Source organism: Streptomyces kryoterrae, assembly GCF_054072135.1.
The window spans coordinates 1,598,981-1,622,641 of record NZ_CM133358.1; the positions used below are offsets into that span (position 1 = coordinate 1,598,981).

The window sequence follows — 23,661 nt, forward strand, 5'->3', positions numbered from 1 at the left end:
TGACAATGGCGCATATCCGCGTACATCCGCGTGCATCCGTTTACGCGGATTCCCGTCCCGCCGAATTCGTTGAAGATTCAGAAACCTCACAGCCCCTGTATCCTAGGGTCGAACGGGTGAGCGATATCAGCCCGGAGGGCGGGACCGAGGGCGGCCAGGTGTTTGCCCGGGAGAGTCCGGAACACGTGGCGGCGGTGCCTCGTTCTCCTACAGGGACGTTCCTGCGTGCACTCCTGGAGAGGAAGTGAGCACGATGGCGACCGATACCGAGGTGACCGATGTGTTCGACCCGGCCACCGAGGACGAGAGCGATGCTCCTCTCCCCCGGCTGGCCACCGGCGGAGGGTCGGTCGACCAGGTGCGGGACTACCTCCGGCTCATCGCCAGGGTCCGGCTCCTCGGCGCCGAGCAGGAGGTCGACCTCGCGAAACGGATCGAGGCCGGGCTGTACGCCGAGCACAAGCTGCTGGAGGACCCACCCGAGGACCCCGTGCTCCAGCGGGAGTTGGAGGTCCTCACCGCGGACGGGGAACGCGCCAAGTCCCACCTCATCGAGGCCAACCTCCGCCTGGTCGTGTCCGTCGCCAAGCGCTACACGGGCCGCGGACTGCTGTTCCTGGACCTGGTCCAGGAGGGCAACACGGGCCTGATCCGGGCCGTCGAGAAGTTCGACTACACCAAGGGCTTCAAGTTCTCGACGTACGCGACCTGGTGGATCCGGCAGGCGATCTCGCGCGCGCTGGCGGACCAGGGCCGGACCATCCGCATCCCCGTCCATCTGGTGGAGGTCATCAACCGGGTGGCGCGCACCCGCCGCGAGCTGATCCAGGACTTCGGGACGGAGCCCACACCGGAGGAGCTGGCGGAGAAGGCGGGCGTCCCCGTGGAGCGGCTGCCGGAACTCACCGCCTACACCAGGGAGCCCGTCTCGCTGCACACCGCCCTCGGCGAGGACGGCGACGGCGAACTCGGCGACCTGATCGAGGACCGCGACAGCGTCACGCCCGTGGAGATGGTCACCTTCCTACTGCTCCAGGAGACCATTCAGTCCATCCTCGCGGAGATGAGCCCCCGTGAGGCCGGCATCATCTCCCTGCGCTACGGCCTGTCCGGCGGCCGGACCAGAACCCTGGAGGAGATCGGCCAGGTGTACGGCGTGACGCGCGAACGGATCCGCCAGATCGAGTCCAAGACGATGTCGAAGCTGCGCCACCCGTCCCGCTCCCAGGTGCTGCGGGACTATCTGGACGCCATGTGACCCCATTCTTCCGTGGGTCACGGGCGTCAGTCGGTGGCGAGTGCCGTACGGGGTGGTGCTGAACGCCCGGCCGATGACGGCGGCTTCGGCGGCATGGGTTTCGTGCGGGGCGCTGGGCATCACCACGTCATGCCCGACGCCTGCCCGGTACCGGACGGCGGCGAAGGACGGACCGGCCTCGCGAAGCGCGAACAGGCACGCACGATCCCCCTGGTGGTCCCGCGACACGATGAGCCCGGCCCCCGGGCAGAACGCGCCGGCCGGGCAATTCCTCTGCCCGCTCACGGCCCACGCGGGCCCAAGCTGACCGCGGCCCACGGAGGCGGGACCCTGCCACGATCGGTGTTCACCCGGGGGACGTAGTCTCCGGCTCGGCGAGTCGCTGACACGGCTGTGCCGCCGTACGCACGATCCTGGGCCGGCAGGCGGCAACCCGCCGGTCCCACGCCGATACGACGACCGTCTCCCCACCCGGTCCCGAACCGCTCCAGAGCCACCGGAGAACCATGGCAACCGAGGACAGCACGTCCGAATCCCCGTCCCCCACCTCCTCCCCCGCCACCGGCGGAGTCCAGGCGCGTGCCACCGCTCTGCTGGGCCGGCCCAAGCTGTGGCTGCTGCCCACCGTCCTGACCGGGCTGCTGGCACTGCTGCTGTCGTTGCTCTACATGGGCGGCATCGTGAGCCCCAACCGCGATCTGCACGACCTGCCCATCGGCATCGTCAACTCGGACCGGGGCGCGCCGCTGCCCGGGCAGAAGGAGAACCTGGGTGCGCAGATCGTCAAGGCGATCACCACCGACACCTCCGGCGGCGACAAGGCCGAGTGGCGTCAACTGAGCCTCGCCCACGCCCAGGACGAGCTGGACTCGGGCAAGCTCTACGGCGCGCTGGTCGTACCCGACGGCTTCACCGCCTCGGTCGCCGCGCTGACCGGCACCGACGCCACCGCCCGTCCGGCGCTGACCGTGCTGACCAACCCCGGCAAGGGCAGCCTCGGTTCCTCCCTCGCCAGCCAGATCACCACGCTGGCCGCGCACCGGGCCTCGCAGACCATCGGCGAGCAGTTGACGGCGAGCGCGACGGGGGCGAACGCCACGACGAAGCTGCTGCTGGCCGACCCGGTCACGGTCACCCCTCAGGTCGGCCATCCCATCGGCACCCACAGCGGCTTGGGCCTCAGCACCTTCTACTACACGCTGCTGCTCGTGCTGGCCGGATTCCTGGGCGCCAACGTCATCAGCAACGGCGTGGACACCTCCCTGGGCTACGCCGACAACGAGATCGGCCCCTGGCACACGCGCCGCCCCACCGTGCCCATCAGCCGAACCCAGACGCTGCTGCTGAAGATGGGCATGACCGCCGGAATCACCCTCCTGAGCGTCTCCCTGATCATGGTCGCCACCGTCGGCGTCCTCGACATGGACGCCGATCATCTCCCGCTGTTGTGGCTGTACTCGTACTGCGCCACCCTCGCGGTCGGCCTCGGCGTCCAGGCCATCAACGCGGCCTTCGGCGGGATCGGACAGCTCGTGTCGATGTTCGTGTTCATCGTCCTGGGCCTGCCCTCGTCCGGGGCCACGGTCCCGCTCCAGGCGGTCCCGGGCTTCTACCGCTTCCTGTCCGTGTTCGAGCCCATGCGCCAACTCGGTGACGGAGCACGCGCGATCCTCTACTTCGACGCCCGCGGGGACGCCGGACTGACCCGCGCCTGGATCATGATCGCGATCGGCACCGCGCTCGCGCTGCTCTTCGGCTTCGCCATGGCCCGCTACTACGACCGTAAGGGCCTCGAACGCCTCACTCCGCGGCCTTCCTAGGCCGAAGCGGACGCCAAACGTTGCCCGTTCACCCTTTCGGGCGGCGGCCTCGGGCTGACAGACTCACCAGGGTGCCCGACTTCGACATGCTTGTCATAGGATCCGGCCCGGGCGGCCAGAAGGCTGCCATCGCGGCGGCCAAGCTCGGCCGCCGGGTCGCCGTCATCGACCGCCCCGACATGGTCGGTGGGGTCTCCATCCACACCGGCACCATCCCCTCCAAGACCCTGCGCGAGGCGGTGCTCTACCTCACCGGCCTCACCCAGCGCGATCTGTACGGCCAGAGCTACCGCCTCAAGGAGGACATCACCGTCGCCGACCTGACCGCACGCACCGAGCACGTGGTCAGTCGCGAGGTCGACGTCATCCGCAGCCAGTTGTCCCGCAACCACGTCTCCCTGTTCGCCGGCACCGGCCACTTCGTCGACGACCACACCGTGGCCGTACACGAAGTCAACGGCAACGAACGGCTGTTGACCGCCGAGCACATCGTCATCGCCACCGGGACCCGGCCGGCCCGCCCGGACACCGTCGAGTTCGACGAACGCACGATCATGGACTCCGACAACGTGCTCAATCTCGAGGGCGTACCGCGTTCCATGGTCATCGTCGGGGCCGGGGTGATCGGCATGGAGTACGCCTCCATGTTCGCCGCCCTGGGCAGCAAGATCACCGTGGTCGAGAAGCGTGCCGGGATGCTCGACATGTGCGACGTCGAGGTGATCGAGTCGCTGAAGTACCACCTGCGGGACCTGGCCGTCACCTTCCGCTTCGGCGAGACGGTCGCGGCGGTGGAACGCCACTCCCGAGGCACCCTCACCGTCCTGGAGAGCGGCAAGAAGATCCCCGCGGACGCGGTGATGTACTCGGCGGGCCGCCAGGGCCTCACCGACGAACTCGACCTCGACAAAGCCGGGTTGTCCGCCGACCGGCGCGGCCGGATCACCGTCGACGAGCACTACCGCACCGAGGTACCGCACATCTACGCCGTCGGCGACGTCATCGGCTTCCCGGCCCTCGCCGCCACCTCGATGGAACAGGGCAGGGCGGCGGCATACCACGCGTGCGGCGAGCCGGTCGACGGGATGCACAACCTCCAGCCCATCGGCATCTACACCATCCCCGAGATCAGCTTCATCGGCCGCACCGAGGACCAACTCACCGAGGAGAGCATCCCGTTCGAGGTGGGCGTCTCCCGCTACCGCGAACTGGCCCGGGGCCAGATCATCGGCGACTCCCACGGCATGCTCAAACTGCTGGTCTGCCCCGAGACCCGCAAACTCCTCGGCGTCCACTGCTTCGGCACGGGAGCGACCGAACTGATCCACATCGGCCAGTCCGTGATGGGCTGCGGCGGCACCGTCGACTATCTCGTCAACGCGGTCTTCAACTACCCGACGCTCGCGGAGTCCTACAAGGTGGCGGCGCTGGACGCGACGAACAAGTTGCGCCAGATCGACCGCCTGCGGGACTGAGTCTCCCCGCCGTGCGGCTGGGCCCCGTCCGATGGGCTCAGCCGTGCGCGGCGTACCGTACGGGACACCGCGCACGGCACGGTACGCGTCGCGGTCACCGACGCACGCGGGGAGCAACTCCCTCTGCTGCGAGGGGTTTTCGAGACACCGGTGGACAGCGGGTCGGGCCGGGGCCTGCTTCTGGTCGCCGGGCTCGCAGACCGCTGGGGCACGGAACCGTATCCACCGGGCGGCAAGACGGTGTGGGCGGAGGTGAGCCCCTGCCTACGGAACGACAAAAACACCCGCTCCCGGCCGTAGCCGGAGGCGGGTGCCTCTTGTGTGTGTCCGAGGGGGGACTTGAACCCCCACGCCCGATAAAGGGCACTAGCACCTCAAGCTAGCGCGTCTGCCATTCCGCCACCCGGACCAGGTGTCTGCCGCCCCACAGGGGTGTTCCCCGGCGGCGACATGACCAACAATACCAAGCTTTCGGACTGGCTTTCACCTGCATATCTCTCACCCCGAGCGACCGGACGGCTACGGGGGTGGGGGTGTCGGGGGGCGCGGCGACTACCTCTCCCGCTCGTGGTACATCCTCCGCGTGTGTTCCGTGTGCGCCCGCATGATCTCGGTCGCGCGCCGCTCGTCACGGTCCGCGATCGCCGCGATCAGCTCGCGGTGCTCGATCCAGGACTGCTGTCCGCGCTGCCGGGCGACCGGCGCGTAGTACCAGCGGACCCGGCGGTCGACCTGCCCCGCCAGCTCGGCGAGGACCGCGTTTCCCGCCAGCTCCATGATCTTCGCGTGGAGCCGGGCGTTCATGGCGACCGCGGCGTCCACATCGTCGGCGGCGACCGCGCGCTCACCCTCCGCGCACAGTTCCTCGAGCACGGCGATGGCCGGGGCACCCGCGTTGGCCGCGGCAAGGCGGGCCGCCTCCGTCTCCAACAGCGTGCGGACGGTGAGGAGTTGGTCCGCCTCCGCCTCTGTCGGCTCGTGCACGAAGGCGCCCTGCGCGGGCCGCAGATCGACCCAACCGTCCGTGTTGAGCCGCTGCAGCGCCTCGCGAACCGGCTGCCGGGAGACCCCGAGGTGCCCGGCGAGTTCACTCTCGACCAGATGCTGCCCGGGCTGCAGGACGCGGGTGGTGATCAGTTCGAGCAGCGCCTCGTAGACACGGTCGCGCAGCGGTCCGGGGCGTTCGAGCTTGGGCACCGCGCCCTGCGGCAGTCCTGCCGTCGACAACATCACAGCCCCTCCTCTGCAGCACCGTCGCTACCTGTGAGCCCAGTATTGATTGGCTTTCGCCTACAGTCTACGGCGCACAATCGCCCGGAAACCTGAGCTCACGCGGCCCGGGTGGCCGTCCGGACGCCGCCGTTTTCGACGGTTCCGCGGTACACCCTCGACCGAACGGAGCGCCACCCAGTGAAGGCGCCACCCTCGGCGCCGGAGCTGTCGGCTCCTGTGTCGGCGCCGGGCCCTGCACCAACAGGCGCAGACGTCCATCTCGTCGCCCGTGGACCGCACCTCGCGGCCATGAGGCAACACGGCGTACGGTCCTGTCGGCTCCGGCGTGGGCACGATCGTCGTCGGCCACGGGGACTACGAGGGCGTTTCGTCCTGGCCGGCTGCGTCGGCCTGGCCTCCGCCGTACTTGCGGTGTTCCTGAAGGCTCCCGGCAGGCCGACGACGGACCGCCGGGTCTCCCCCAATCCCCAGCCGCTCGGCGAGGACATGGCCTGACACGGCAGCAAGGAAACGGCCTGACACTCTACCCACTGTTCGTGGAGCTCACGCCGGACTATTTCGGGGAGAACCACATCGCCTCAAACCACGGGCTGGTGTACAGCGGAAAGCTGGTCAGCGGCCTGTTCGGCGGGGGCCTCGGTTCCATGGTGGTGGCGGCCCGGGGGTACGACGGCGCGTACGCCCTGGCCGGCGCCGTCTCCATGGTGGCGGCCGGGATCGCCCTGCTGCTGCGGCAGCCGGGTCACACCACGGCCGCCGGACCGGGGAGCCGCGGCCCGCTGGGTGACGGCACGCGCGCGTGCGGAGGCCCTCCCGGAATTAGTCGTTCCGGGAGGGCCTCCTCATGGGTACGCGGCCCCGTCAGCACTTCTCGCGCAGCGAGTGGAGGTGCTCGCTGGAGCGGCGCGCGAAGGTGAAGGACTCGGCCGGGTTGTCGTGCTCGGCCTGCCAGTGGTGGGCCAGGCGGTGGCCGTGCAGCCGGGTGACGCCGGAGATGAACCGCTGGTAGTCGATGTCGCCGTCGCCGACGTCGGTCATGCGGTAGCCGTACTGGTTGCCCGGGTCGCTCACGCCGTCCTTGACGTGGAAGAGCGGGTAGCGGTCCGGCTGCCTGAGGACGTAGTCGAGGGGCTCGAAGGGCGCCGGTGTGCCGTCGGGCCGCTTCGAGAAGCGGAACTGGCCCGAGTACGCCCAGAAGATGTCCATCTCCAGGTACACGAGCTTGGGGTCGGTCTCGGCGAGCAGTACGTCGTAGAGCCGGACCTTCGGGTTGTCGGTGGCGAAGGAGAACTCCTCGGAGTGGTTGTGCTGGTAGAACTTCATGCCGCGTGCCCTGGCCGCCGCGCCGTACGTGTTGAACTCCTCAGCCGCCCGCTTCCAGGCGTCGACGGTGGAGCCGTAGCGGAACGGGCCGGAGGCGGTGCCGATGTGCTTGAGGCCGAGGGCCTGGGCGTCGTCGAGGACCTTGTCGAGGTTCTGCGCGAAGGTGTACGCGTTCGGGTCGTCGGCGTAGTAGCCGACGTGGCTGCCGATCGGGTTCAGGCCGTGGTCGCGCGCCAGTCGCCTGAGCTGGGCGAGGGTGATGGGGCCCGCGGAGCCCTGGGTGTATCCGGCGAACTCGACCTCGTCGTAGCCGTACTTCTTCAGCTCGGCGAAGACGGGGGCGAAGCCCAGCGTGGAGACCTTGTCGCGCAGGCTGTACAGCTGGATGCCGAGCCGGCCGGGCGGCAGGACGGGACGGCCCCGGCCCGCGGCGGCGGTCTGCGCCGAGGTGGCCGCGGTGGCGGGGGTGGCGGCGCCGAGGAGAGCGGCGGCGGTGGCTCCGGCGGCCACGCCGAGCATGCCTCTTCGGCTGAGGCGGTGGGCGAGTTCGGGGTCGTGCGCCTTGCTGCTGCCGGTCGGGCGGGGTGTGCGGCTCATGTGGAACTCCTCGTTGGGAAGGCCGTTGTCAGTGGCGAGTGCTTCACTTGTGACCAGTCAGGAGAGACCGGTCGGTTGGAGCGGGAGAGACTTCACATCGGTGGCCGTGATGCGGCCGTCGACGGCACGGGGGGGTGGAGCAGATGAGGAGCGGACCGTCGTCGCTCGCCGGGAGGCGTCCGTGGCTGCCGCGAATAGGCGAGGGTTCCAGGGGCACGACCGCCGTGCGGTAACGCGGGCCGGGTTTCTTGCGGGCATGCCCAGGTGCGGTGGCCGCCTCGACCTGGGCCAACGGGCCGCGCTGATCCACGAGGAGCGCGGCCGGGTCGTATCCGGGCCCCCGGTGCATCCCGACGAGCTGTGCGAAGTCGGTTGTGTGTGCGTCGTCGAGCCGGTCGTAATACGTGAACCATGCGTCCGGCTCTGCCACGGCGACGAGTTCGCCGGAGCGCGGGTGGCCGGGACGATGGGTCTTTCCGCCCTCGTCGTCGAGGAGTTGCTCTTTGTCGACTTCGCCTGCGGGGCCGGGGCTCATGGCAGCTCCTTCAGGCCCAGGTCGCTCAACAGGTCGCGGGCGAGGGTGAGTTCGGCGGCGATGCCGTCGGCGAGCTGGGCACGGGTGCGGGGCCGTAGCTCGGGTGGGAGTGCCTGCCAGGTGTAGGTCTCGACCTCCAGATGCCGGGTGAGGGGGTACGGGCCGCCGACGAGCCGGGTCAGCGCGGCCCTGAGTACGGGGAGCGTGGAGGTGAGCGGTGCGGCGGGGGCCGCGTGGAGCGGGACGTGGAAGTGGGCGCGCCATGGGGAGGCGTCGGGCAGGGCTTCGCCGTGGAGGGCCTCGCCGAGGTCGTCCGTGCCGCGCAGTCCGGCGGCGGTGGCCGTGCGGGTCTGGTGCAGGAAGCGGGGTTCGTCGAAGGCGGCGAGGGCCTCGCGGACTTCGGGGAGATGGGGGTGTTCGGCGTGCAGGGCGGCGGAGAGCTGGGACTTGACGACGGGGACGCGGGCCTGTGCGAGCGCGTCCAGGGCGGTGTGCGGATCCTCGAAGGAGGTGGCGAGGTGGCAGGTGTCGACACAGACGCCGATGCGGTCGTGGCCGATCTCGGTGAGCGGGGCGATGGCGTCGGCGGTGGTCTCGACGGTGCAGCCGGGTTCCGGTTCCAGTCCCACGCGGATGGAGCGGCCGGTGAGTTCGGCGAGGGCGTCGAGGCGCTCCGCGAGAGTGCCCAGGGCGGTCAGAGCAGTGGCCGCGCGCTCGCCGTGGTGGGCGGTGCGCCAGGCGAGCGGCAGGGTGGAGATGCTGCCTTCGGTGACGTCGTCGGGGAGGAGACCGGCGAGGACCCGGGCCAGGTCGGTGGTGTGGGCGAGCCGCTCGGGGTCGGCCCAGTCCGGCTTGTAGACGCGGTACTTGACCTCCTCGGCGCCGAAGCCCTCGTACGGGAAGCCGTTGAGGGTGACGACTTCGAGGCCGCGCCGTTCGAGTTCGGTGCGCAGGCCTCGCAGGGCGGACGGGTCGGTGACCAGGGCGTGGGCGGCGTCCTTGGCCAGCCACAGTCCGATGCCCAGCCGGTCGCGGCCGAGGCGTCGGCGGACGGGTTCGCAGTGGTCGCGGAGTTGGGCGAGGACCCCGTCGAGGGTTTCGGCGGGGTGGACGTTGGTGCAGTAGGCGAGGTGGACGGTGGAGCCGTCGGGGTGGCGGAAGCGCATCGGTCACTCCCCGCCGCGCAGGACGGAGTTGCCCTCGTGGGTGGCGTCGGTCGTGTCGACGTCGAGGTCCAGCCTGCCGCTGAGCCCGTAGAAGGCGACCGGGTTGCGCCACAGGACGCGGTCGACGTCGTCCTCGGTGAAGCCCTCCGCCAGCATCAGGTCGCCGACCTTGCGGGTCTTGAGGGGGTCGCTTCTGCCCCAGTCCGCGGCGGAGTTGACCAGCACCTGTTCAGGGCCGTAGTCGCGGAGGATCGCGACCATTCGCTCCTCGTCCATCTTGGTCTCCGGATAGACCGAGAAGCCGAGCCAGCAGCCGCCGTCCTTGGCCTCCTTGACGGTGGTCTCGTTGAGATGGTCGACCAGGACGTGCTCCGGGGGCAGGGCGGACTCCCGTACGGCGTCGAGGGTGCGGCGCAGGCCGGCGAGCTTGTCGCGGTGCGGGGTGTGGACGAGCGCGGGCAGACCGTGGTCTGCGGCGAGCTGGAGCTGGGCGGCGAGGGCGGTGTCCTCTGCGGGGGTCATGGAGTCGTAGCCGATCTCACCGACGGCGACGACGCGGTCCTTGGCGAGATACCGGGGCAGTTCGTCGAGGACGGGGGCGCAGCGGGGGTCGTTCGCCTCCTTGGGGTTGAGGGCGATCGTGCAGTGGTGGGCGATGCCGTGCTGGGCGGCGCGAAAGGGTTCCCACCCCAGGAGGGAGTCGAAGTAGTCGAGGAACGAGGCGGGTGAGGTGCGCGGCTGGCCGAGCCAGAAGGAGGGTTCGACGACGGCGCGGACGCCTGCGGTGTACATGGCCTGGTAGTCGTCGGTGGTCCGTGACGTCATATGGATGTGGGGGTCGAAGATGCGCATCAGGACTCCTTCGCTTCGGACGCCGTCAGGGCCAGGACGCGATGCAGGTCCTCGGGGACGGGGCGGCCGGCGGCGGCTCGTTCGGCGGCGTAGTCGTCGAGCATGCGGGCGAGTTCCGTGTCGGCACGGGCCCGGTGGTGGAGGTCGGCCACCGCGTCGACGGGCACTCCGGTGAACAGGCACTTCAGCACGGCGTGGCGCCAGTTGTGGGCGTCCAGGTGACGGGCGGCGTACGGGCCGACGGCGGCGGCGACAAGGCTGGTGTCGTTGGTGCGCAGGGCGTCCTCGACCAGGGGGAGGGCGTCGGGGCCGGTGACCAGGTGGGGCAGGGCGTGCAGGACGGCTCGGCGTTCGGCGGCGGTGCCCTGCCGGTATACCCGGGTGAGGGCGTCCGGGTCGGCGTGGGCGGCGTGCAGGATCAGGACGCGTACGGCGTCCGCGTGGTCGGTGCCGCAGCGGCGGCCGGCTTCCGCGAGGCGCAACTCCCAGGCGGAGATGGGGCCGTGGGTGCCGGAGCGGGCGGCTGCCTCGTCCAGGGCGAGGGCGAGCCAGGTGCGGGCGGCTTCGTCGAGGTGGGCGGTGAGCTGGGCGCGGAGGTCGTCCAGCGGGGTGCGGGAGAGGGGGATGTCGGCCGCCGGGGTGCCCGGGCCGGGGTGGGGCTGGGTCATGGGGTGCTCCCTTCGGCGGGGGTGGCGGAGTGCTGGGCCGGAGGGGTGAGGGAGGTGCCGGAAGTGGCCGTCGGGGTTGCGGCGATCGAGGTGACGGCATGCGGAGGGGTGGTGTGCGGGGCTCTGGTGGGCCGGGGTGCCGTGGCGGTCGGCTCTGCTGCATCGGAGGAGCCGACGGGAGGGGCCGGGGTGGCCCGGACCGCATCGTGGAGGAAGCGGAGGGAGTGTTCGGCGTGGTGGGGGCCCGCGTGGGAGTGGCGGGGGAGTTCCACGACGGTCAGACCCTGGTAGCCGGTGGCGGCCAGCGCGGCGAGCACGGGCGGGAAGTCGATCTCTCCGTCGCCGAACGGGAGGTGTTCGTGGATCCCGCGGCGCATGTCCTCGATCTGGACGTGGCGCAGCCAGGGCGCGGCGGCGCGGACGCAGTCGGCGGGAGGGAGTGGTTCGAGGCACTGGCAGTGACCGATGTCGAGGGTGAGGCCGAGGGCTCCGGGGTCGTCGAGTGCGTGGCGGAGGTGGTGGAAGTCCGCGATGGTGGCGAGGAGATGGCCGGGTTCGGGTTCGACGGCGAGTGGGACGCCGGCCGCGGTGGCCGCGTCCAGGACGGGGGCGAGGGCTTCGGTCAGGCGGTGCCAGGCGGTGTCCGGGTCCGTGTCGGCGGGGGTGATGCCGCTGAAGCAGTGCACGGCGTGGGCGCCCAGGTCCGCGGCGACTCGCACTGCCCTGAGCAGGAGGTCGACGCGTCGTGAGCGGTCGTCCGGGTCCGGGTCGAGGAGGGAGGGGCCGTGTTTGCTGCGGGGGTCGAGTACGTAGCGGGCGCCGGTTTCCACGGTGACGCCGAGACCGAGGGTGTTCAGGCGGCGGGCGAGTTGGCGGGTGCGGGCGGGGAGGTCGGGGGCGAGCGGGTCGAGGTGCATGTGGTCGAGGGTCAGGCCGACGCCGTCATAGCCGAGGTCGGCCAGCAGGCCGAGGGCGTCGTCGAGTCGGAGGTCGGTGAGGCCGTTTGTTCCGTAGCCGAAGTGGAGGGGGGTGGTGGAGGAGTCGTACGGAGCCATGGACCGGGCGCGTCCCTGGTTGGCCCGGTCCTGTGCATAGCCTCGGGGCGCCGGGCCGGGTGGGGCGCTCATCGGCGTTCCCTCCCGCCGTCGGCAGATGGCTCGCCCAGGGGCCCGCTCGGACGGCGCCCCTCTGTCCCGGCGCCCTCGTCCACGCTTGACCCGTCACCCGCCGGCCCTGCCGATCCCGGTGACTCCACCGGGGCCGCCGGTCCCGGTGGCCCGGCCGGACCCGGTCCCGCCGCCTTTCCCCCGCCCCGCAGCCGCGCCGCGAACTCCACGAGCTGCGCGTACTGCTCACCCAGTCCTGGCGGGCATTCGCCCATCGGGTCCTTGAAGTAGAAGCCGAGTTCGCTCAGAGGACCGGAGAGGCCGGCGTCGTGGGCGCGGGCGGTGAGGCGGGCCAGGTCGAGGATCAGGGGGGCCGCCAGGGCCGAGTCGCAGCCCTGCCAGGTGGTCTGGAGGATCATGCGGGTGCCGAGGAAGCCGTCGAAGGCGATGTGGTCCCACGCGGTTTTCCAGTCGCCGAGGGACGGGACGTCGTCGATGTGGACCACGCCCTCCGGTGTCGTACCGAGGGTGTCGGTGAGGACGCGTTCCTTGCCGGCGTTCTTCGCCGCCGCCGCGGAGGGGTCTGCGAGGGACGCTCCGTCTCCCCCGCCGAGGAGGTTGGTGCCCGACCAGGCGCGGACCTCCAGTGCCCGTTGGGTGAACATCGGGCCGAGGACCGACCTGAGCAGGGTCTGACCGGTCTTGCCGTCCCGGCCGGCGTAGGGCAGGCCGCTGGTCGCGGACGTGTGGGCGAGCGCCGGGTGGTGCAGCCCTGTCGACGGCGTGAAGTTGACGTACGGGCAGCCGGCGCGCAGGGCGGCCGCCGCGTACAGCGAGCTCGGCGGGAGGGTGGTGCCGGTCGGGGCCGGCTCCGTGGAGGCGAGGTTCACCACCACGGCTCGGGCCAGGTCGTGGCGTCGTACGAAGTCCTGGATGTCAGCGGCGAAGGCCACTACCAGGTCGTCCGGGGTTCGGGTGGTGTCGCCCGGGGCTGGGCCGCCGGGTCTGATCTCCCGGTCCGCGGCGGCCAGTTCGGAGGCGATGGCCGACGTGAGGCCGTACGGCAGGACGCCTGCCGCAGTCAGTGCCTCGGCGCGTTTGGGCAGCGGGCAGTCCACGGTGTCGTGGCCGCCGAAGACGAGCGCGGCCAGGGGTGGGAGGCCGCAGTCCGTGAACGGGGGTGTCTCGGTGACCATGCCCGTGGGGCGGTGCAGTCCCGCTGTCACGGCGGCGCAGCCCGCGACGACGGTGGTGGCGACGGAGCCGCGGGCTCCGATCAGCCATACCCCTGTACGAGTTCGACGAGTTCGAGGATGGGACGACGACGTGGACATGGGCAGCCTCCTTGTCGTTCACGGTGTTCACACCCTCCGGCGGAAGGCCGAGAGGGGGGAGGGAAAGCGGCGGGCGGAGGTCCGGCGTCCCCCGCCCGCCGCCGCTCAGTCGCCCGTGGCGGCCGGGCTCGCCGGCGCGTTCGCGGGCAGTTCCCTGATCCGGATGTCACGGAAGGACACCTGGTCGTCGGTTCCGTGGTTCTGGATGCCGACATGACCGTCCCGCAGGCTGCGGGCCGGATCGGTGTTGGTGAAATCGTTGATCCGCACGCCGTTGAGCCAGACGCGGAGGCGTTCGCCCTCCACGCGGATCTCGTACGTGTTCCACTCCCCGGGCGGATTCAGCGCCCGGTCGCGCTTACGCAGGTCCGCGGAGCGGAAGCCGTACACGGCCCCGGTGGTGCGGTCGGGGGCGTCGGTCGCGTCGATCTGGATCTCGTAGCCCTTGTCGACCGCCGACCACGGGTCGTCCGAGGGCGGGAAGCCCACGAACACACCGGAGTTGTCGTCTCCGCGGGCCTTCCAGTCCAGCTTCAGCGAGTAGGCGCCGAAGCTCCGGCCGGCGTACCAGAGCAGGCCCATGCCGCCCGACGACGTCAGCGTGCCGTCGTCGGAGACGGTGAAGGCGCCGGGGCCCGCCTGATTCCACCCTTCCCGTGAGGTGCCGTCGAAGAGCGGCTGGTAGCCGTTCTCCGGGCGGCAGTCGGCCTGGGCCTTGCCGGTGGCCCAGCGGAGTCCGCCCAACAGGTGCTGCCGGAGCGCCGGTTCGGTGTACGCGGACGACAGGTGGCCGACGCCGGTGTAGAAGGAACGTCCGCCCGCGTAGTTCTGACACCAGGCGATCGGGTGGTCGCCGTTCATCGTGCCGCCGGTGTACGACGACTCGTCGAGGGAGGCCAGGACGTGTACCGAACTCCGTGGATTGGAGCGGTAGTTGTACCACTCGTCGGTACGGTTCCAGTCCGCGCCCAGGGTGGCGGTCGCCGGGTGGGCGCGGTCCTCCACCACCGTCCGGGCCGGCTGGATCGCCGGGTGCCCCTGGAAGTAGGCGCCGACGAGGCCGCCGTAGAACGCCCAGTCGTACTCGGTGTCGGCCGCCGCGTGGATGCCCACATAGCCGCCGCCGTGGTGGATGTAGCTCTCGAACGAGGCCTGTTGACGGTTCGTCAGGACATCGCCGGTCGTCGAGAGGAAGACGACGGCCGCGTACCGGCGGAGGTTCGCCGGGGTGAACGCCGCCGCGTCCTCCGTCGCGTCGACCCGGAAGCCGGCGCTCGCGCCGATTTCCTTGAGTGCCGTGATGCCGTCGGGGATGGAGTCGTGCCTGAAGGCCGCTGTCTTGGAGAAGACCAGCACCCGGTCGGCGTGCCGTGGTGCGGGCTTGGAGGCTGCCGGGGTCGACACCCCTCCGAGGAGAAGTGCCGTGCCCACAACAGCGGTGACGGTACGTCCTGTTGATCGCATGGCGCACACCCCTCAGCCCGTGGTGAAGGCGAAGTCGTCCACCTCGAACAGGTCGCCGCTCACGGCTCCCTTGAAGACCAGATAGAGCGCGGTCGTGCCCTTGGGCGCATGGGACAGGGTGGCGGTGACGTCCTGGTAGGTGTCCCAGCCGCCGGTCGCCGGTACGGTGGCACGGCCCAGCACCTTGCCGGACGCGGAACCCCCGCGGATCTCCAGCCTGCCGCCCGGGCCGGCCGAGGCGACGCGTGCCGTGAGCGACCTGGCGTTGCTCAGGACGTACGGCGTGAAGGCGATCCAGTCGCCGTTGTCGATGTCGCCGACCGCCTTGCCGCCGTTCGCCGCCTCCCGTGAACTCACCGCTGTGCCAGAGGAGTTGTTGAAGTGCTCGGCCTGGCGGTGGATAGGCTGGACGACGTTCTGGTCGTGGGTGGTCAGGGGTGCCTGGCCGCCGCCTCCGAGGTCGGTGTACTGGGCGTCGAAGACCCCGAAGATGTTGGCGTCCGGGTCGTGGCCGCCGTCGGCGCTGGTCTGGATGATGCCGGAGCAGCCGTTCGCCGAGGTCTGCGGGTGGCCGTGGCTGTCGTGGCCGAGGATGAAGGTGACCTGGACCTTGGTGCAGTCGATGGTCCGGCCGTCCTCACGGTCGGTGACCTTCACCTTGAACGGGATCGCGTCGCCGAACGCGAACAGCTGCCCGTCCTGCGGGAGTTGGAGGACCACCTTGGGTGCGGTGTTGCCGACCACGACCTGGACGCTCGCGCCGCCGGTGCGGCCGGTGGTGTCCTTGGCGGTCACCGTCGCCGTGTACGTCCCGTTCTTCCTGTACTTGTGGGAGGGGTTCGCGGCGGTCGACGTACCGCCGTCGCCGAAGTCCCAGCTGTACGTGAGGGCGTCGCCGTCCTGGTCGGTGGTGCCGGCGGAGGAGAACCTCACCTTCAGCGGGGCCTGGCCGGAGGTGACGTCGGCGGCGGCCTGCGCGACCGGGGAGTGGCCGTCGGTGGCGTTCTCGATGCGGTACAGGGCGGAGTGCTCGTCGCCGCCGAACCACGAGATGCCGTAGTCGAGGACGTACAGTGCGCCGTCCGGCCCGAAGGCCATGTCCATCACCTGGGTGCCGGTCCACGGAATGTCGTTGACGGACTGGACGGTCCCGTCGCCGTCGCTGGTGATCCGCTTGATCCAGCGGCGGCCGAACTCGCCGGCGAAGAAGTCGCCGTCGTAGGCCTCCGGGAACTTGACCGGGGAGTCGAGCGAGGCGTCGTAGTGGTAGACCGGGCCGCCCATGGGTGACTCGGAGCCGTCGCCGAACTCCGGTACGGACGCGCCGTTGTAGGGGATCCAGGCGGCCTGGGCCGGGGGAAGGTCGGTCAGGCCGGTGTTGTGGGGCGAGTTGTTCTTCGGGGCGGCGCAGTCGAAGGCCGCACCTGATGTGCCGGTCGCGAAGTCGTAGTCCACGTAAGGGTCGTTGGCGCCGGTGCAGTAGGGCCAGCCGAAGTTGCCGGGGCCGGTGACACGGGCGAACTCGACCTGGCCCGCGGGGCCTCGGGCCGGGTCGGCCGCGCCCGCGTCGGGACCGTACTCGCCGATGTAGAGAATGCCGGTCGCTTTGTCGACGCTGAAGCGGAACGGGTTGCGGAAGCCCATCGCGTAGATCTCGGGGCGTGTCCTGTCCGTGCCGGGCGTGAACAGGTTGCCGGCCGGGACGGTGTACGAACCGTCGGCCTCGACCTTGACGCGCAGGATCTTGCCGCGCAGGTCGTTGGTGTTGCCGGCCGAACGCTGGGCGTCGAAGGCCGGGTTGCGGTTCGCGCGCTCGTCGATGGGCGTGAACCCGTCGGACTGGAAGGGGTTGGTGTCGTCGCCCGTCGACAGGTACAGGTTGCCCGCCGCGTCGAAGTCGATGTCGCCGCCGACATGGCAGCACAAGCCGCGTGAGGCCGGGACGTCGAGGACCTTCGTCTCGCTGGCCTTGTTCAGGGTGCCGTCGGCGTTGAGGACGAAGCGGGAGAGCCGGTTGACGCCGTCGAAGGGCGCGAAGTCGGCCGCTGTGCCCGTCTCGGGGGCGTCGCCCGCCGGGGTGTTCAACGGGGGTGCGTAGTAGAGGTAGATGAAGCGGTTGGTGCTGAACCGGGGGTCCACGCCGATGCCTTGGAGGCCCTCTTCGTCGTGGGAGTAGACGTCGAGCTTGCCGGCGAGCCGGGTGTTTCCGGCGGCGTCGGTGATGCGGAGTTCGCCGTCGCGCGAGGTGTGCAGGACCGAGCGGTCCGGGAGGACGGCGAGTGACATGGGCTCGCCGACCTCCGGTTCGCCCTTGGCCAGGGTGACCTGCTGGAAGTCCTCGGCGGCAGCCGCGGCGGGGGCAGCCGCCGGGTCGGCGACGGCTGCGCCGGCCTGGGGTGCGACCAGGGTCAGTGACGCTCCCGCGAGCAGCGCGCCCGTGATCAGGGCGAGCGTTCTGCGGACTTGGGGGTGTCGTCTGCGACTCGCGATTCTTCCGGTGCGGGTGGGGCCGTCTTTCGCGTGCACGAATGCCTCCAGAATGGAGCTCGTGGTACATGCGGGTGCGATACGCCGGGGTGCGCCGTCACCCCGGAACAGTCAGAAGCAGCTCGGTGGAACCTTCAGGAGCGGCTCAGTCGTTGCTGCCGAACGCCGCGTCGAACGAGGCCGACGGCGGGTCGAAGTCGTACACCTTGAGGCGGGTCAGTGCCTCGGGGGCGCCCTGGAGCCGGTCCATGCCGGCGTCCTCCCACTCCACGGAGATGGGCCCCCGGTAGTCGATGGAGCGCAGCATGCGGAAGACGTCCTCCCAGGGGACGTCGCCATGGCCGGCCGACACGAAGTCCCAGCCGCGCCGCGGGTCGCCCCAGGGCAGATGCGAGCCGAGGCGGCCGTTGCGGCCGTCGAGCCGTTTGCGGGCCTCCTTGCAGTCGACGTGGTAGATCCGGTCGCGGAAGTCCCACAGGAAGCCGACCGGGTCGAGGTCCTGCCACACGAAGTGCGAGGGGTCGAAGTTCAGACCGAAGGCGGGCCGGTGGTCAACCGCCTCCAGAGCGCGCTGGGTTGTCCAGTAGTCGTAGGCGATCTCGCTCGGGTGGACCTCGTGTGCGAACCGCACGCCCTGGGCGTCGAAGACGTCGAGGATCGGGTTCCAGCGGTCGGCGAAGTCCTGGTAGCCGCGGTCGATCATCGACTCGGGGGCGGGCGGGAACATCGCGACCAGGTGCCAGATCGCGGAGCCGGTGAAGCCGATGACCGTGTCGACTCCGAAGGCTGCGGCGGCCCGCGCGGTGTCGGCGATCTCGGCCGCCGCACGCTGCCGTACGCCCTCCGCGTCGCCGTCGCCCCAGATTCGGGTGGGCAGGATCGCCTGGTGCCGTTCGTCGATGATGGCGTCGCAGACGGCCTGGCCGACCAGGTGGTTGGAGATCGCCCAGCACTTGAGGCCGTACTTGTCGAGGAGTTGGTGGCGACCCGCCAGATAGGCGGGGTCCGCGAGGGCCTTGTCGACCTCGAAGTGGTCGCCCCAGCAGGCGAGTTCGAGTCCGTCGTAGCCGAAGTCACGGGCGAGGCGGCAGACCTCTTCGAGAGGCAGGTCGGCCCACTGGCCGGTGAAGAGTGTGAAGTCGCGCGGCATTCTCGTCGAGCCTCCTCAGTCCGACAGGGGTGAAGTCGATACGGGCGGGACCGATGCGGGTGAGCCCGCTATGGGTGTGTAGACGGAGTTCTTCTCCGCGCTCTCCTCCACCGCCGCCAGGACGCGTTGCACCTGGAGTCCCTCCGCGAAGGACGGCCGGGGCCGACTGCCCTCGGCTATCGCGAGGACGAGATCGCGGGCCTGGTGGACGAAGGAGTGCTCGTAGCCGAGGCCGTGACCCGGCGGCCACCAGGCGTCCAGGTAGGGGTGGTCGGGTTCGGTGACGAGGATGCGGCGGAAGCCCGCGTGGGTGCCGGGTTCGGTGCCGTCGTGGTAGGCGAGCTCGTTGAGGCGTTCCAGGTCGAAGGCCAACGAGCCGCGTTCACCGTTGAGTTCGATACGCAGGGCGTTCTTGCGGCCGGTCGCGTACCGGGTGGCCTCGAAGGACGCGAGGGCGCCCGAGGCGAAGCGGCCGGTGAAGACGGCGGCGTCGTCCACGGTGACCTGGCCGGCGCCGGCGGTCGCGGTGGCGGTCAGGCCGCTGGTCGGGCCGCCGGGCAACGGGCGTTCCCGTACGAAGGTTTCGGTGAGGGCGGAGACTCCGGCGAGGGGCTCTCCCACGAGGTACTGGGCGAGGTCGACGATGTGGGCACCCAGGTCGCCGAGCGCGCCCGACCCTGCCGTCTCCTTGCGCAGCCGCCAGGTGAGCGGGAACTCCGGGTCCACCAGCCAGTCCTGAAGATACGTCACCCGTACGTGCCGCAGGCTGCCGAGCCTGCCCTCGGCGACCATGGAACGGGCCAGCGCGGTGGCGGGCAGCCGACGGTAGTTGAAGCCGACCATGGCCAACTGGCCGTGCCGCGCCGCCTCTTCGGCCGCCGCCGTCATCGCCATGGCTTCTTCGACGGTGTTCGCGAGGGGTTTCTCGCACAGTACGTGTTTGCCCGCGGCGAGGGCGGCGAGGGCGATCTCGGCGTGGCTGTCGCCGGGGGTGCAGATGTCGACGAGGTCGACGTCGTCCCGTTCGATCAGGGCACGCCAGTCGGTCTCGGCCGCCGCCCAGCCGTGGCGGTCCGCTGCCGCTCGGACGGCACCGGCGTCCCGGCCGCAGATCGCGGCGAGGGCCGGGCGCCGGGGCAGGTCGAAGACGTGGCCCACGGTGCGCCAGCCCTGGGAGTGGGCTGCGCCCATGAACGCGTATCCGACCATGCCGACGCCCAGGACCGGCTTGCCGGTCTCGGCGGCGTCTGCCTGCGGCTGTCCCATGCGGTTGTCCTCCTCGTGGTGGTGGCGCTGCGGGGAGCGTGTTGTCTGCGGGTGCGTTGTGGCTGGTCGTGCGGTTCCCCGCGCCCCTGAAGGGCGCGGCAGAACCGCACGCCTGAAACTTCGCCCCGCGGGCCCCTGGCCCAGGTCCCTCTACTTGAAGCCGGTCGGCATGTACTGGTCGACGTTGTCCTTGTCGACGACCGCCGAGTAGAGCGTCAGGGAGGACGGGATCTCGAACTCGGAGAGGCCGCCGACCCCCTTGCCCTGGCCCAGCGCGCGGGCCAGGTCGATCGCCGACGCGGCCATCGTGGGCGGATAGAGCACCGTCGCCTTCAGGACACCGTTGTCCTGCTTGATGGCCTGGAAGGCGGAGAGGGCGCCCGCGCCGCCGACCATCAGGAAGTCGTCGCGGCCGGCCTGTTCGATCGCCCGCAGCGCACCCACGCCCTGATCGTCGTCGTGGTTCCACAGGGCGTTGAACTTCCGCTGAGCCTGCAGAAGTTGGGCCATCTTGGCCTGGCCCGACTCGACCGTGAACTCCGCGGCCTGGCGGGCGACCTTCTTGATGTTCGGGTAGTTCTTCAGGGCGTCGTCGAAGCCCTGGGTGCGCTGCTTGGTCAGTTCCAGGTTGTCGAGGCCTGCGAGTTCGATGACCTTGGCGTCGTCCACGTCCTTGAGCTGCTCGCCGATGTAGTGACCGGCGTTGAGGCCCATGCCGTAGTTGTCGCCGCCTATCCAACAGCGGTACGCCTGCGGGGTGTTGAAGACCCGGTCCAGGTTGACGACGGGGATGCCGGCGCGCATCGCCTTCAGGCCGACCTGAGTGAGGGCCTTGCCGTCGGCGGGCAGGATCACCAGCACGTCGACCTTCTTGTTGATCAGCGTCTCGATCTGGCCGATCTGCGCGGCGGTGTCGTTCGAGCCCTCGGTGATCTCCAGCGTCACGTCGGAGTACTTCTTCGCCCGGCTCTTGGCGTTGTCGTTGATCGCGTTGAGCCAGCCGTGGTCGGCCTGCGGTCCGGCGAAGCCGATGGTGACGGCCTTGCCGGGGGTGTCGGCGGCGGCCGGCTGATCGTCGTTCGCGGCGGGCTCACCGTCAGGCTCGTTGCTCGTGCAACCGGCAAGCAGGACTCCTGCCCCGACGGCGGCGGTTCCGAAGAGCAGTCCTCTGCGGCTTGTGAAAGGCGTCGGCTCTGGCATGGCGGTGAACCCTTCCCTCAGGTCGTGCTTGCGGTACGGCGCTGGACGAGCACGGCGGCGACGATGATCGCGCCCTTGGCGATCTGCTGCACATCGCTCTGCAGGTTGTTCAGGGCGAAGATGTTGGTGATCGTGGTGAAGATCAGGACGCCCAGCACGGAGCCGACGATGGTGCCGCGACCCCCGCTGAGCAGGGTTCCGCCGATGATCGCGGCGGCGATGGCGTCCAGCTCGTACAGGTTTCCGTTGGTGTTCTGGCCCGAGCCGGACAGGATGATCAGCAGGAAGGCGGCGATCCCGCAGCACAGTCCGGACAGGAGGTAGAGGTAGAGGCGCTGGCGGCGTACGTCGATGCCGGCCAGGCGGGCCGCCTCCGCGTTGCCGCCCACGGCGACCGTGCGGCGGCCGAAGGTGGTGCGGTTCAGGATCAACCAGCCGATGATCGTCACAACCGCGAAGACCAGCACCAGTGGCGGGATACCGAGGATGTACGCGTCGCGCTCGCCGAGGTCGAGGACGCTGCCGATCGTGACGATCTGCGTGGAACCGTCCGTGATCTGGAGGGCGAGTCCGCGCGCCGAGGCCAGCATGGCGAGCGTGGCGATGAACGGGACCATCCCGCCGTACGCGATGAGCAGCCCGTTGACCAGTCCGCAGCCCAGTCCGACGAGCACCGCGGTGAAGAGGATGCCCGCGAAGCCGTACTCCTGGGTGGCGACGGTGGTCGCCCACACCGAGGAGAGGGCCACGATCGCGCCGACCGACAGGTCGATGCCGCCCGACATGATGACGAAGGTCATCCCGACGGTGACGACGCCGATCACCGAGCCCTGGGTGAGGACGAGCTGGAGATTGCGGGTGTCGAGGAACTCGTCGGGCTTGGTGATCCCGCCGACGACGATCAGTGCGGCGAGCACGCCGAGGAGGGAGAGGGTGCGGAGGTCGGCGCGGGCCACCATGGTTCGCCAGGACGGGAGTTGGCCGGTCGACGGGACCTTGTCGGTGCTGGTGCGCGGCGGGGACACGGGCTGCGTCATGATGCGGGGCCCCTTTCACCGGCCGCGGGGCTGGCCGCAGAGCTTGAGCTGGCCACAGGGGCTCCTTCCATGACGAGGTCGAGCACGCGGTGTTCGTCGAGTTCGTGGGCGGGTGCCGTGTGGACGACCCGGCCCTCGCGCAGGACCAGGACGCGGTCGGCGAGGCCGAGCACCTCGGGTACTTCGCTGGAGACCAGCAGGACGGCGAGGCCCTGGTCGGCGAGGCGGCGGATCACCGCGTACAGCTCGGCGCGGGCGCCGACGTCGACGCCCCGGGTGGGCTCGTCGAGGAGCAGGACGCGGCAGCCGCGCAACAGCCAGCGGGCGAGGACCGCCTTCTGCTGGTTTCCGCCGGAGAGGGTACGGACGGGCACGGAGGGATTGTCGGGCCGCAGCGACAGCTCGCGGGTGGCGGCGCGGGCGGCGCCCAGTTCGGCGCCCCGGTCGATCCAACCGCCGCGTGCGAAGCGGGACATGGAGGAGACCGACACATTGCGGGTGACGGACTCCAGCATCAGCAGGGCCTGCGCCTTGCGTTCCTCGGGGGCGAGCCCGAGTCCGGCGCGCACAGCGGCCCGTACGCTGCCGGGCCTCAACGCCCTCCCGTCGACGAGAACGTGACCGGCTGTCGGTTTGCGGGCGCCGTAGATCGTCTCCAGGATCTCCGAACGCCCCGACCCGACCAGTCCGGCAAGGCCGACGATCTCGCCGGGTCGCACGGTGAGGTCGACGGGCTCGAACTCGCCTTCCCTGGCCAGCCCTTGTACTTCGAGGACCGGTGCGACGCCCGCGTCCCCCGGTGTCGCCGGGCGCTCCGGGAAGACGTACTCGACGTTGCGGCCGGTCATCAGGGCGACGACCTCGCGGGTCGGTGTGGACTTGGCGGGGAGGCCGCCGGCCACCGCCCGGCCGTCCTTGAGCACGGTCACGCGGTCGCCGATGCGGCGGATCTCCTCCAGGCGGTGCGAGATGTAGACGACGGCGACCCCTTCGGCGGTCAGGTCGCCGACGATCCGGAAGAGGTTGTCGACCTCCTCCGGGTCGAGCGCGGCGGACGGCTCGTCCATGACGATCAGCCGTACGTCGTGGGAGAGCGCCCGCGCCATCGACACGATCTGCCGTTGCGCCGCCGACAACTCCCCGACCAGGCGGCCGGGATCGACCTCCGGGTGACCGAGTCGTTTGAGCAGCGCGGCAGTCGATGCTTTGGCGGCCTTTCCCCGTACGACGAATCCGGCGGCCGTGGGTTCATGGCCGAGGTGGACGTTCTCGGCCACCGACAGGCCCTCCACCAGGTCGAGTTCCTGGTAGATGGTGGCGATGCCGAGGCGCATGGCGGCGATGGGCGAGCGCAGGGTGACCGGCTCGCCGCGCCAGTTGATCGTGCCGTCGTCGGGCTGGTGGGCGCCGGCGAGGACCTTGATGAGGGTGGACTTTCCGGCCCCGTTCTGGCCGAGCAGACAGTGCACTTCACCGGCCTGGACGTCGAGGTCGACGCCGTCGAGGGCCCGGACGCCGGGGAACGACTTGGTGATGCCGGACATGCTGAGCAGCGGTGGTTCTGGTGCCATGACGGTTCCCCTTGGCGGGCGTGCGGGCCGGTTGCAGGGTGGATCGCTTGCTGGGCAGGCGTTTGCGCAGGGCAGAGCAGGGCGCTGTGCTGTGATGGTGTGCGTCGGGTGACGCGGGT

General features: G+C 70.4%; 17 protein-coding genes, 1 tRNA gene and 3 pseudogenes. 5 read left to right on the plus strand and 16 right to left on the minus strand.

Annotated elements, in window-relative coordinates; genetic code table 11:
- The first annotated feature begins 253 nt into the window (after window positions 1-253).
- From ACW4TU_RS06575 to sthA, 3 genes are all read left to right on the plus strand, one after another.
- The gene (locus ACW4TU_RS06575; protein ID WP_457425546.1) at window positions 254-1,258 is read left to right on the plus strand and encodes an RNA polymerase sigma factor; all 1,005 of its coding nucleotides are present in this window, start codon (window positions 254-256) and stop codon (window positions 1,256-1,258) included.
- Window positions 1,259-1,764: 506 nt separating this feature from the next.
- Window positions 1,765-3,078 carry a YhgE/Pip domain-containing protein gene (locus ACW4TU_RS06580; RefSeq protein ID WP_457425548.1) on the plus strand — a complete coding sequence of 438 codons (1,314 nt, stop codon included), beginning with the start codon at window positions 1,765-1,767 and terminating at the stop codon, window positions 3,076-3,078.
- Between the two features lie 71 nt (window positions 3,079-3,149).
- A complete protein-coding gene (sthA, locus tag ACW4TU_RS06585) occupies window positions 3,150-4,553 on the plus strand; it encodes a Si-specific NAD(P)(+) transhydrogenase (protein WP_457425550.1) in 1,404 nt (467 codons plus the stop codon).
- Between the two features lie 324 nt (window positions 4,554-4,877).
- Here sthA and ACW4TU_RS06590 read toward each other — a convergent pair.
- Window positions 4,878-4,962, minus strand: a tRNA-Leu gene (locus tag ACW4TU_RS06590).
- Between the two features lie 143 nt (window positions 4,963-5,105).
- Window positions 5,106-5,783, minus strand: coding sequence for a GntR family transcriptional regulator (locus ACW4TU_RS06595; RefSeq protein ID WP_457425552.1), 678 nt, complete (start codon window positions 5,781-5,783; stop codon window positions 5,106-5,108).
- Window positions 5,784-5,971: 188 nt separating this feature from the next.
- Between ACW4TU_RS06595 and ACW4TU_RS06600 the strand changes: the two are divergent.
- Both ACW4TU_RS06600 and ACW4TU_RS06610 read left to right on the plus strand, forming a co-directional pair.
- A pseudogene (locus ACW4TU_RS06600) lies at window positions 5,972-6,095 on the plus strand (2-dehydropantoate 2-reductase N-terminal domain-containing protein); the annotation flags it as partial.
- A gap of 203 nt (window positions 6,096-6,298) precedes the next feature.
- Window positions 6,299-6,550 (plus strand): annotated as a pseudogene (locus tag ACW4TU_RS06610) (MFS transporter); the annotation flags it as partial.
- A gap of 97 nt (window positions 6,551-6,647) precedes the next feature.
- Here ACW4TU_RS06610 and ACW4TU_RS06615 read toward each other — a convergent pair.
- The 14 genes and pseudogenes from ACW4TU_RS06615 to ACW4TU_RS06680 form a co-directional block, all read right to left on the minus strand.
- Entirely contained in the window at window positions 6,648-7,706 is a 1,059-nt protein-coding gene (locus ACW4TU_RS06615; protein WP_457425554.1) for a sugar phosphate isomerase/epimerase family protein, read from the minus strand.
- 57 nt (window positions 7,707-7,763) lie between these two features.
- A pseudogene (locus ACW4TU_RS06620) lies at window positions 7,764-8,208 on the minus strand (alkaline phosphatase family protein); the annotation flags it as partial.
- Between the two features lie 29 nt (window positions 8,209-8,237).
- Window positions 8,238-9,407 carry a metabolite traffic protein EboE gene (gene eboE / locus ACW4TU_RS06625; RefSeq protein WP_457425556.1) on the minus strand — a complete coding sequence of 390 codons (1,170 nt, stop codon included), beginning with the start codon at window positions 9,405-9,407 and terminating at the stop codon, window positions 8,238-8,240.
- A gap of 3 nt (window positions 9,408-9,410) precedes the next feature.
- Complete coding sequence (locus tag ACW4TU_RS06630; protein ID WP_457425558.1) at window positions 9,411-10,259, minus strand: TatD family hydrolase; 849 nt, start codon at window positions 10,257-10,259, stop codon at window positions 9,411-9,413.
- Window positions 10,259-10,927 (minus strand): EboA domain-containing protein, encoded by a 669-nt coding sequence (locus ACW4TU_RS06635; protein WP_457425560.1) that lies wholly within the window; start codon window positions 10,925-10,927, stop codon window positions 10,259-10,261. The genes ACW4TU_RS06630 and ACW4TU_RS06635 overlap by 1 nt, the downstream gene beginning before the upstream one ends.
- The gene (locus ACW4TU_RS06640; RefSeq protein ID WP_457429952.1) at window positions 10,924-11,982 is read right to left on the minus strand and encodes a sugar phosphate isomerase/epimerase family protein; all 1,059 of its coding nucleotides are present in this window, start codon (window positions 11,980-11,982) and stop codon (window positions 10,924-10,926) included. Before ACW4TU_RS06640 ends, ACW4TU_RS06635 begins: the two co-directional genes overlap by 4 nt.
- Window positions 11,983-12,050: 68 nt before the next feature.
- Complete coding sequence (locus tag ACW4TU_RS06645) at window positions 12,051-13,367, minus strand: inositol-3-phosphate synthase (RefSeq protein ID WP_457425562.1); 1,317 nt, start codon at window positions 13,365-13,367, stop codon at window positions 12,051-12,053.
- A 105-nt stretch (window positions 13,368-13,472) separates the two neighbouring features.
- Window positions 13,473-14,831 (minus strand): ThuA domain-containing protein, encoded by a 1,359-nt coding sequence (locus ACW4TU_RS06650; RefSeq protein WP_457425564.1) that lies wholly within the window; start codon window positions 14,829-14,831, stop codon window positions 13,473-13,475.
- 12 nt (window positions 14,832-14,843) lie between these two features.
- The gene (locus ACW4TU_RS06655) at window positions 14,844-17,357 is read right to left on the minus strand and encodes a PQQ-dependent sugar dehydrogenase (RefSeq protein WP_457425566.1); all 2,514 of its coding nucleotides are present in this window, start codon (window positions 17,355-17,357) and stop codon (window positions 14,844-14,846) included.
- A gap of 106 nt (window positions 17,358-17,463) precedes the next feature.
- Window positions 17,464-18,468 carry a sugar phosphate isomerase/epimerase family protein gene (locus ACW4TU_RS06660; RefSeq protein WP_457425568.1) on the minus strand — a complete coding sequence of 335 codons (1,005 nt, stop codon included), beginning with the start codon at window positions 18,466-18,468 and terminating at the stop codon, window positions 17,464-17,466.
- A 15-nt stretch (window positions 18,469-18,483) separates the two neighbouring features.
- On the minus strand, window positions 18,484-19,734 hold the full coding sequence (locus ACW4TU_RS06665; RefSeq protein WP_457425570.1) for a Gfo/Idh/MocA family protein: 1,251 nt from the start codon (window positions 19,732-19,734) through the stop codon (window positions 18,484-18,486).
- A 150-nt stretch (window positions 19,735-19,884) separates the two neighbouring features.
- Window positions 19,885-20,934: a substrate-binding domain-containing protein gene (locus tag ACW4TU_RS06670; RefSeq protein WP_457425572.1), complete on the minus strand. Its 1,050-nt coding sequence runs from the start codon at window positions 20,932-20,934 to the stop codon at window positions 19,885-19,887.
- 17 nt (window positions 20,935-20,951) lie between these two features.
- Window positions 20,952-21,971 (minus strand): ABC transporter permease, encoded by a 1,020-nt coding sequence (locus tag ACW4TU_RS06675; protein WP_457425574.1) that lies wholly within the window; start codon window positions 21,969-21,971, stop codon window positions 20,952-20,954.
- Window positions 21,968-23,542, minus strand: coding sequence for a sugar ABC transporter ATP-binding protein (locus tag ACW4TU_RS06680; protein WP_457425576.1), 1,575 nt, complete (start codon window positions 23,540-23,542; stop codon window positions 21,968-21,970). The genes ACW4TU_RS06675 and ACW4TU_RS06680 overlap by 4 nt, the downstream gene beginning before the upstream one ends.
- Window positions 23,543-23,661 lie beyond the last annotated feature (119 nt).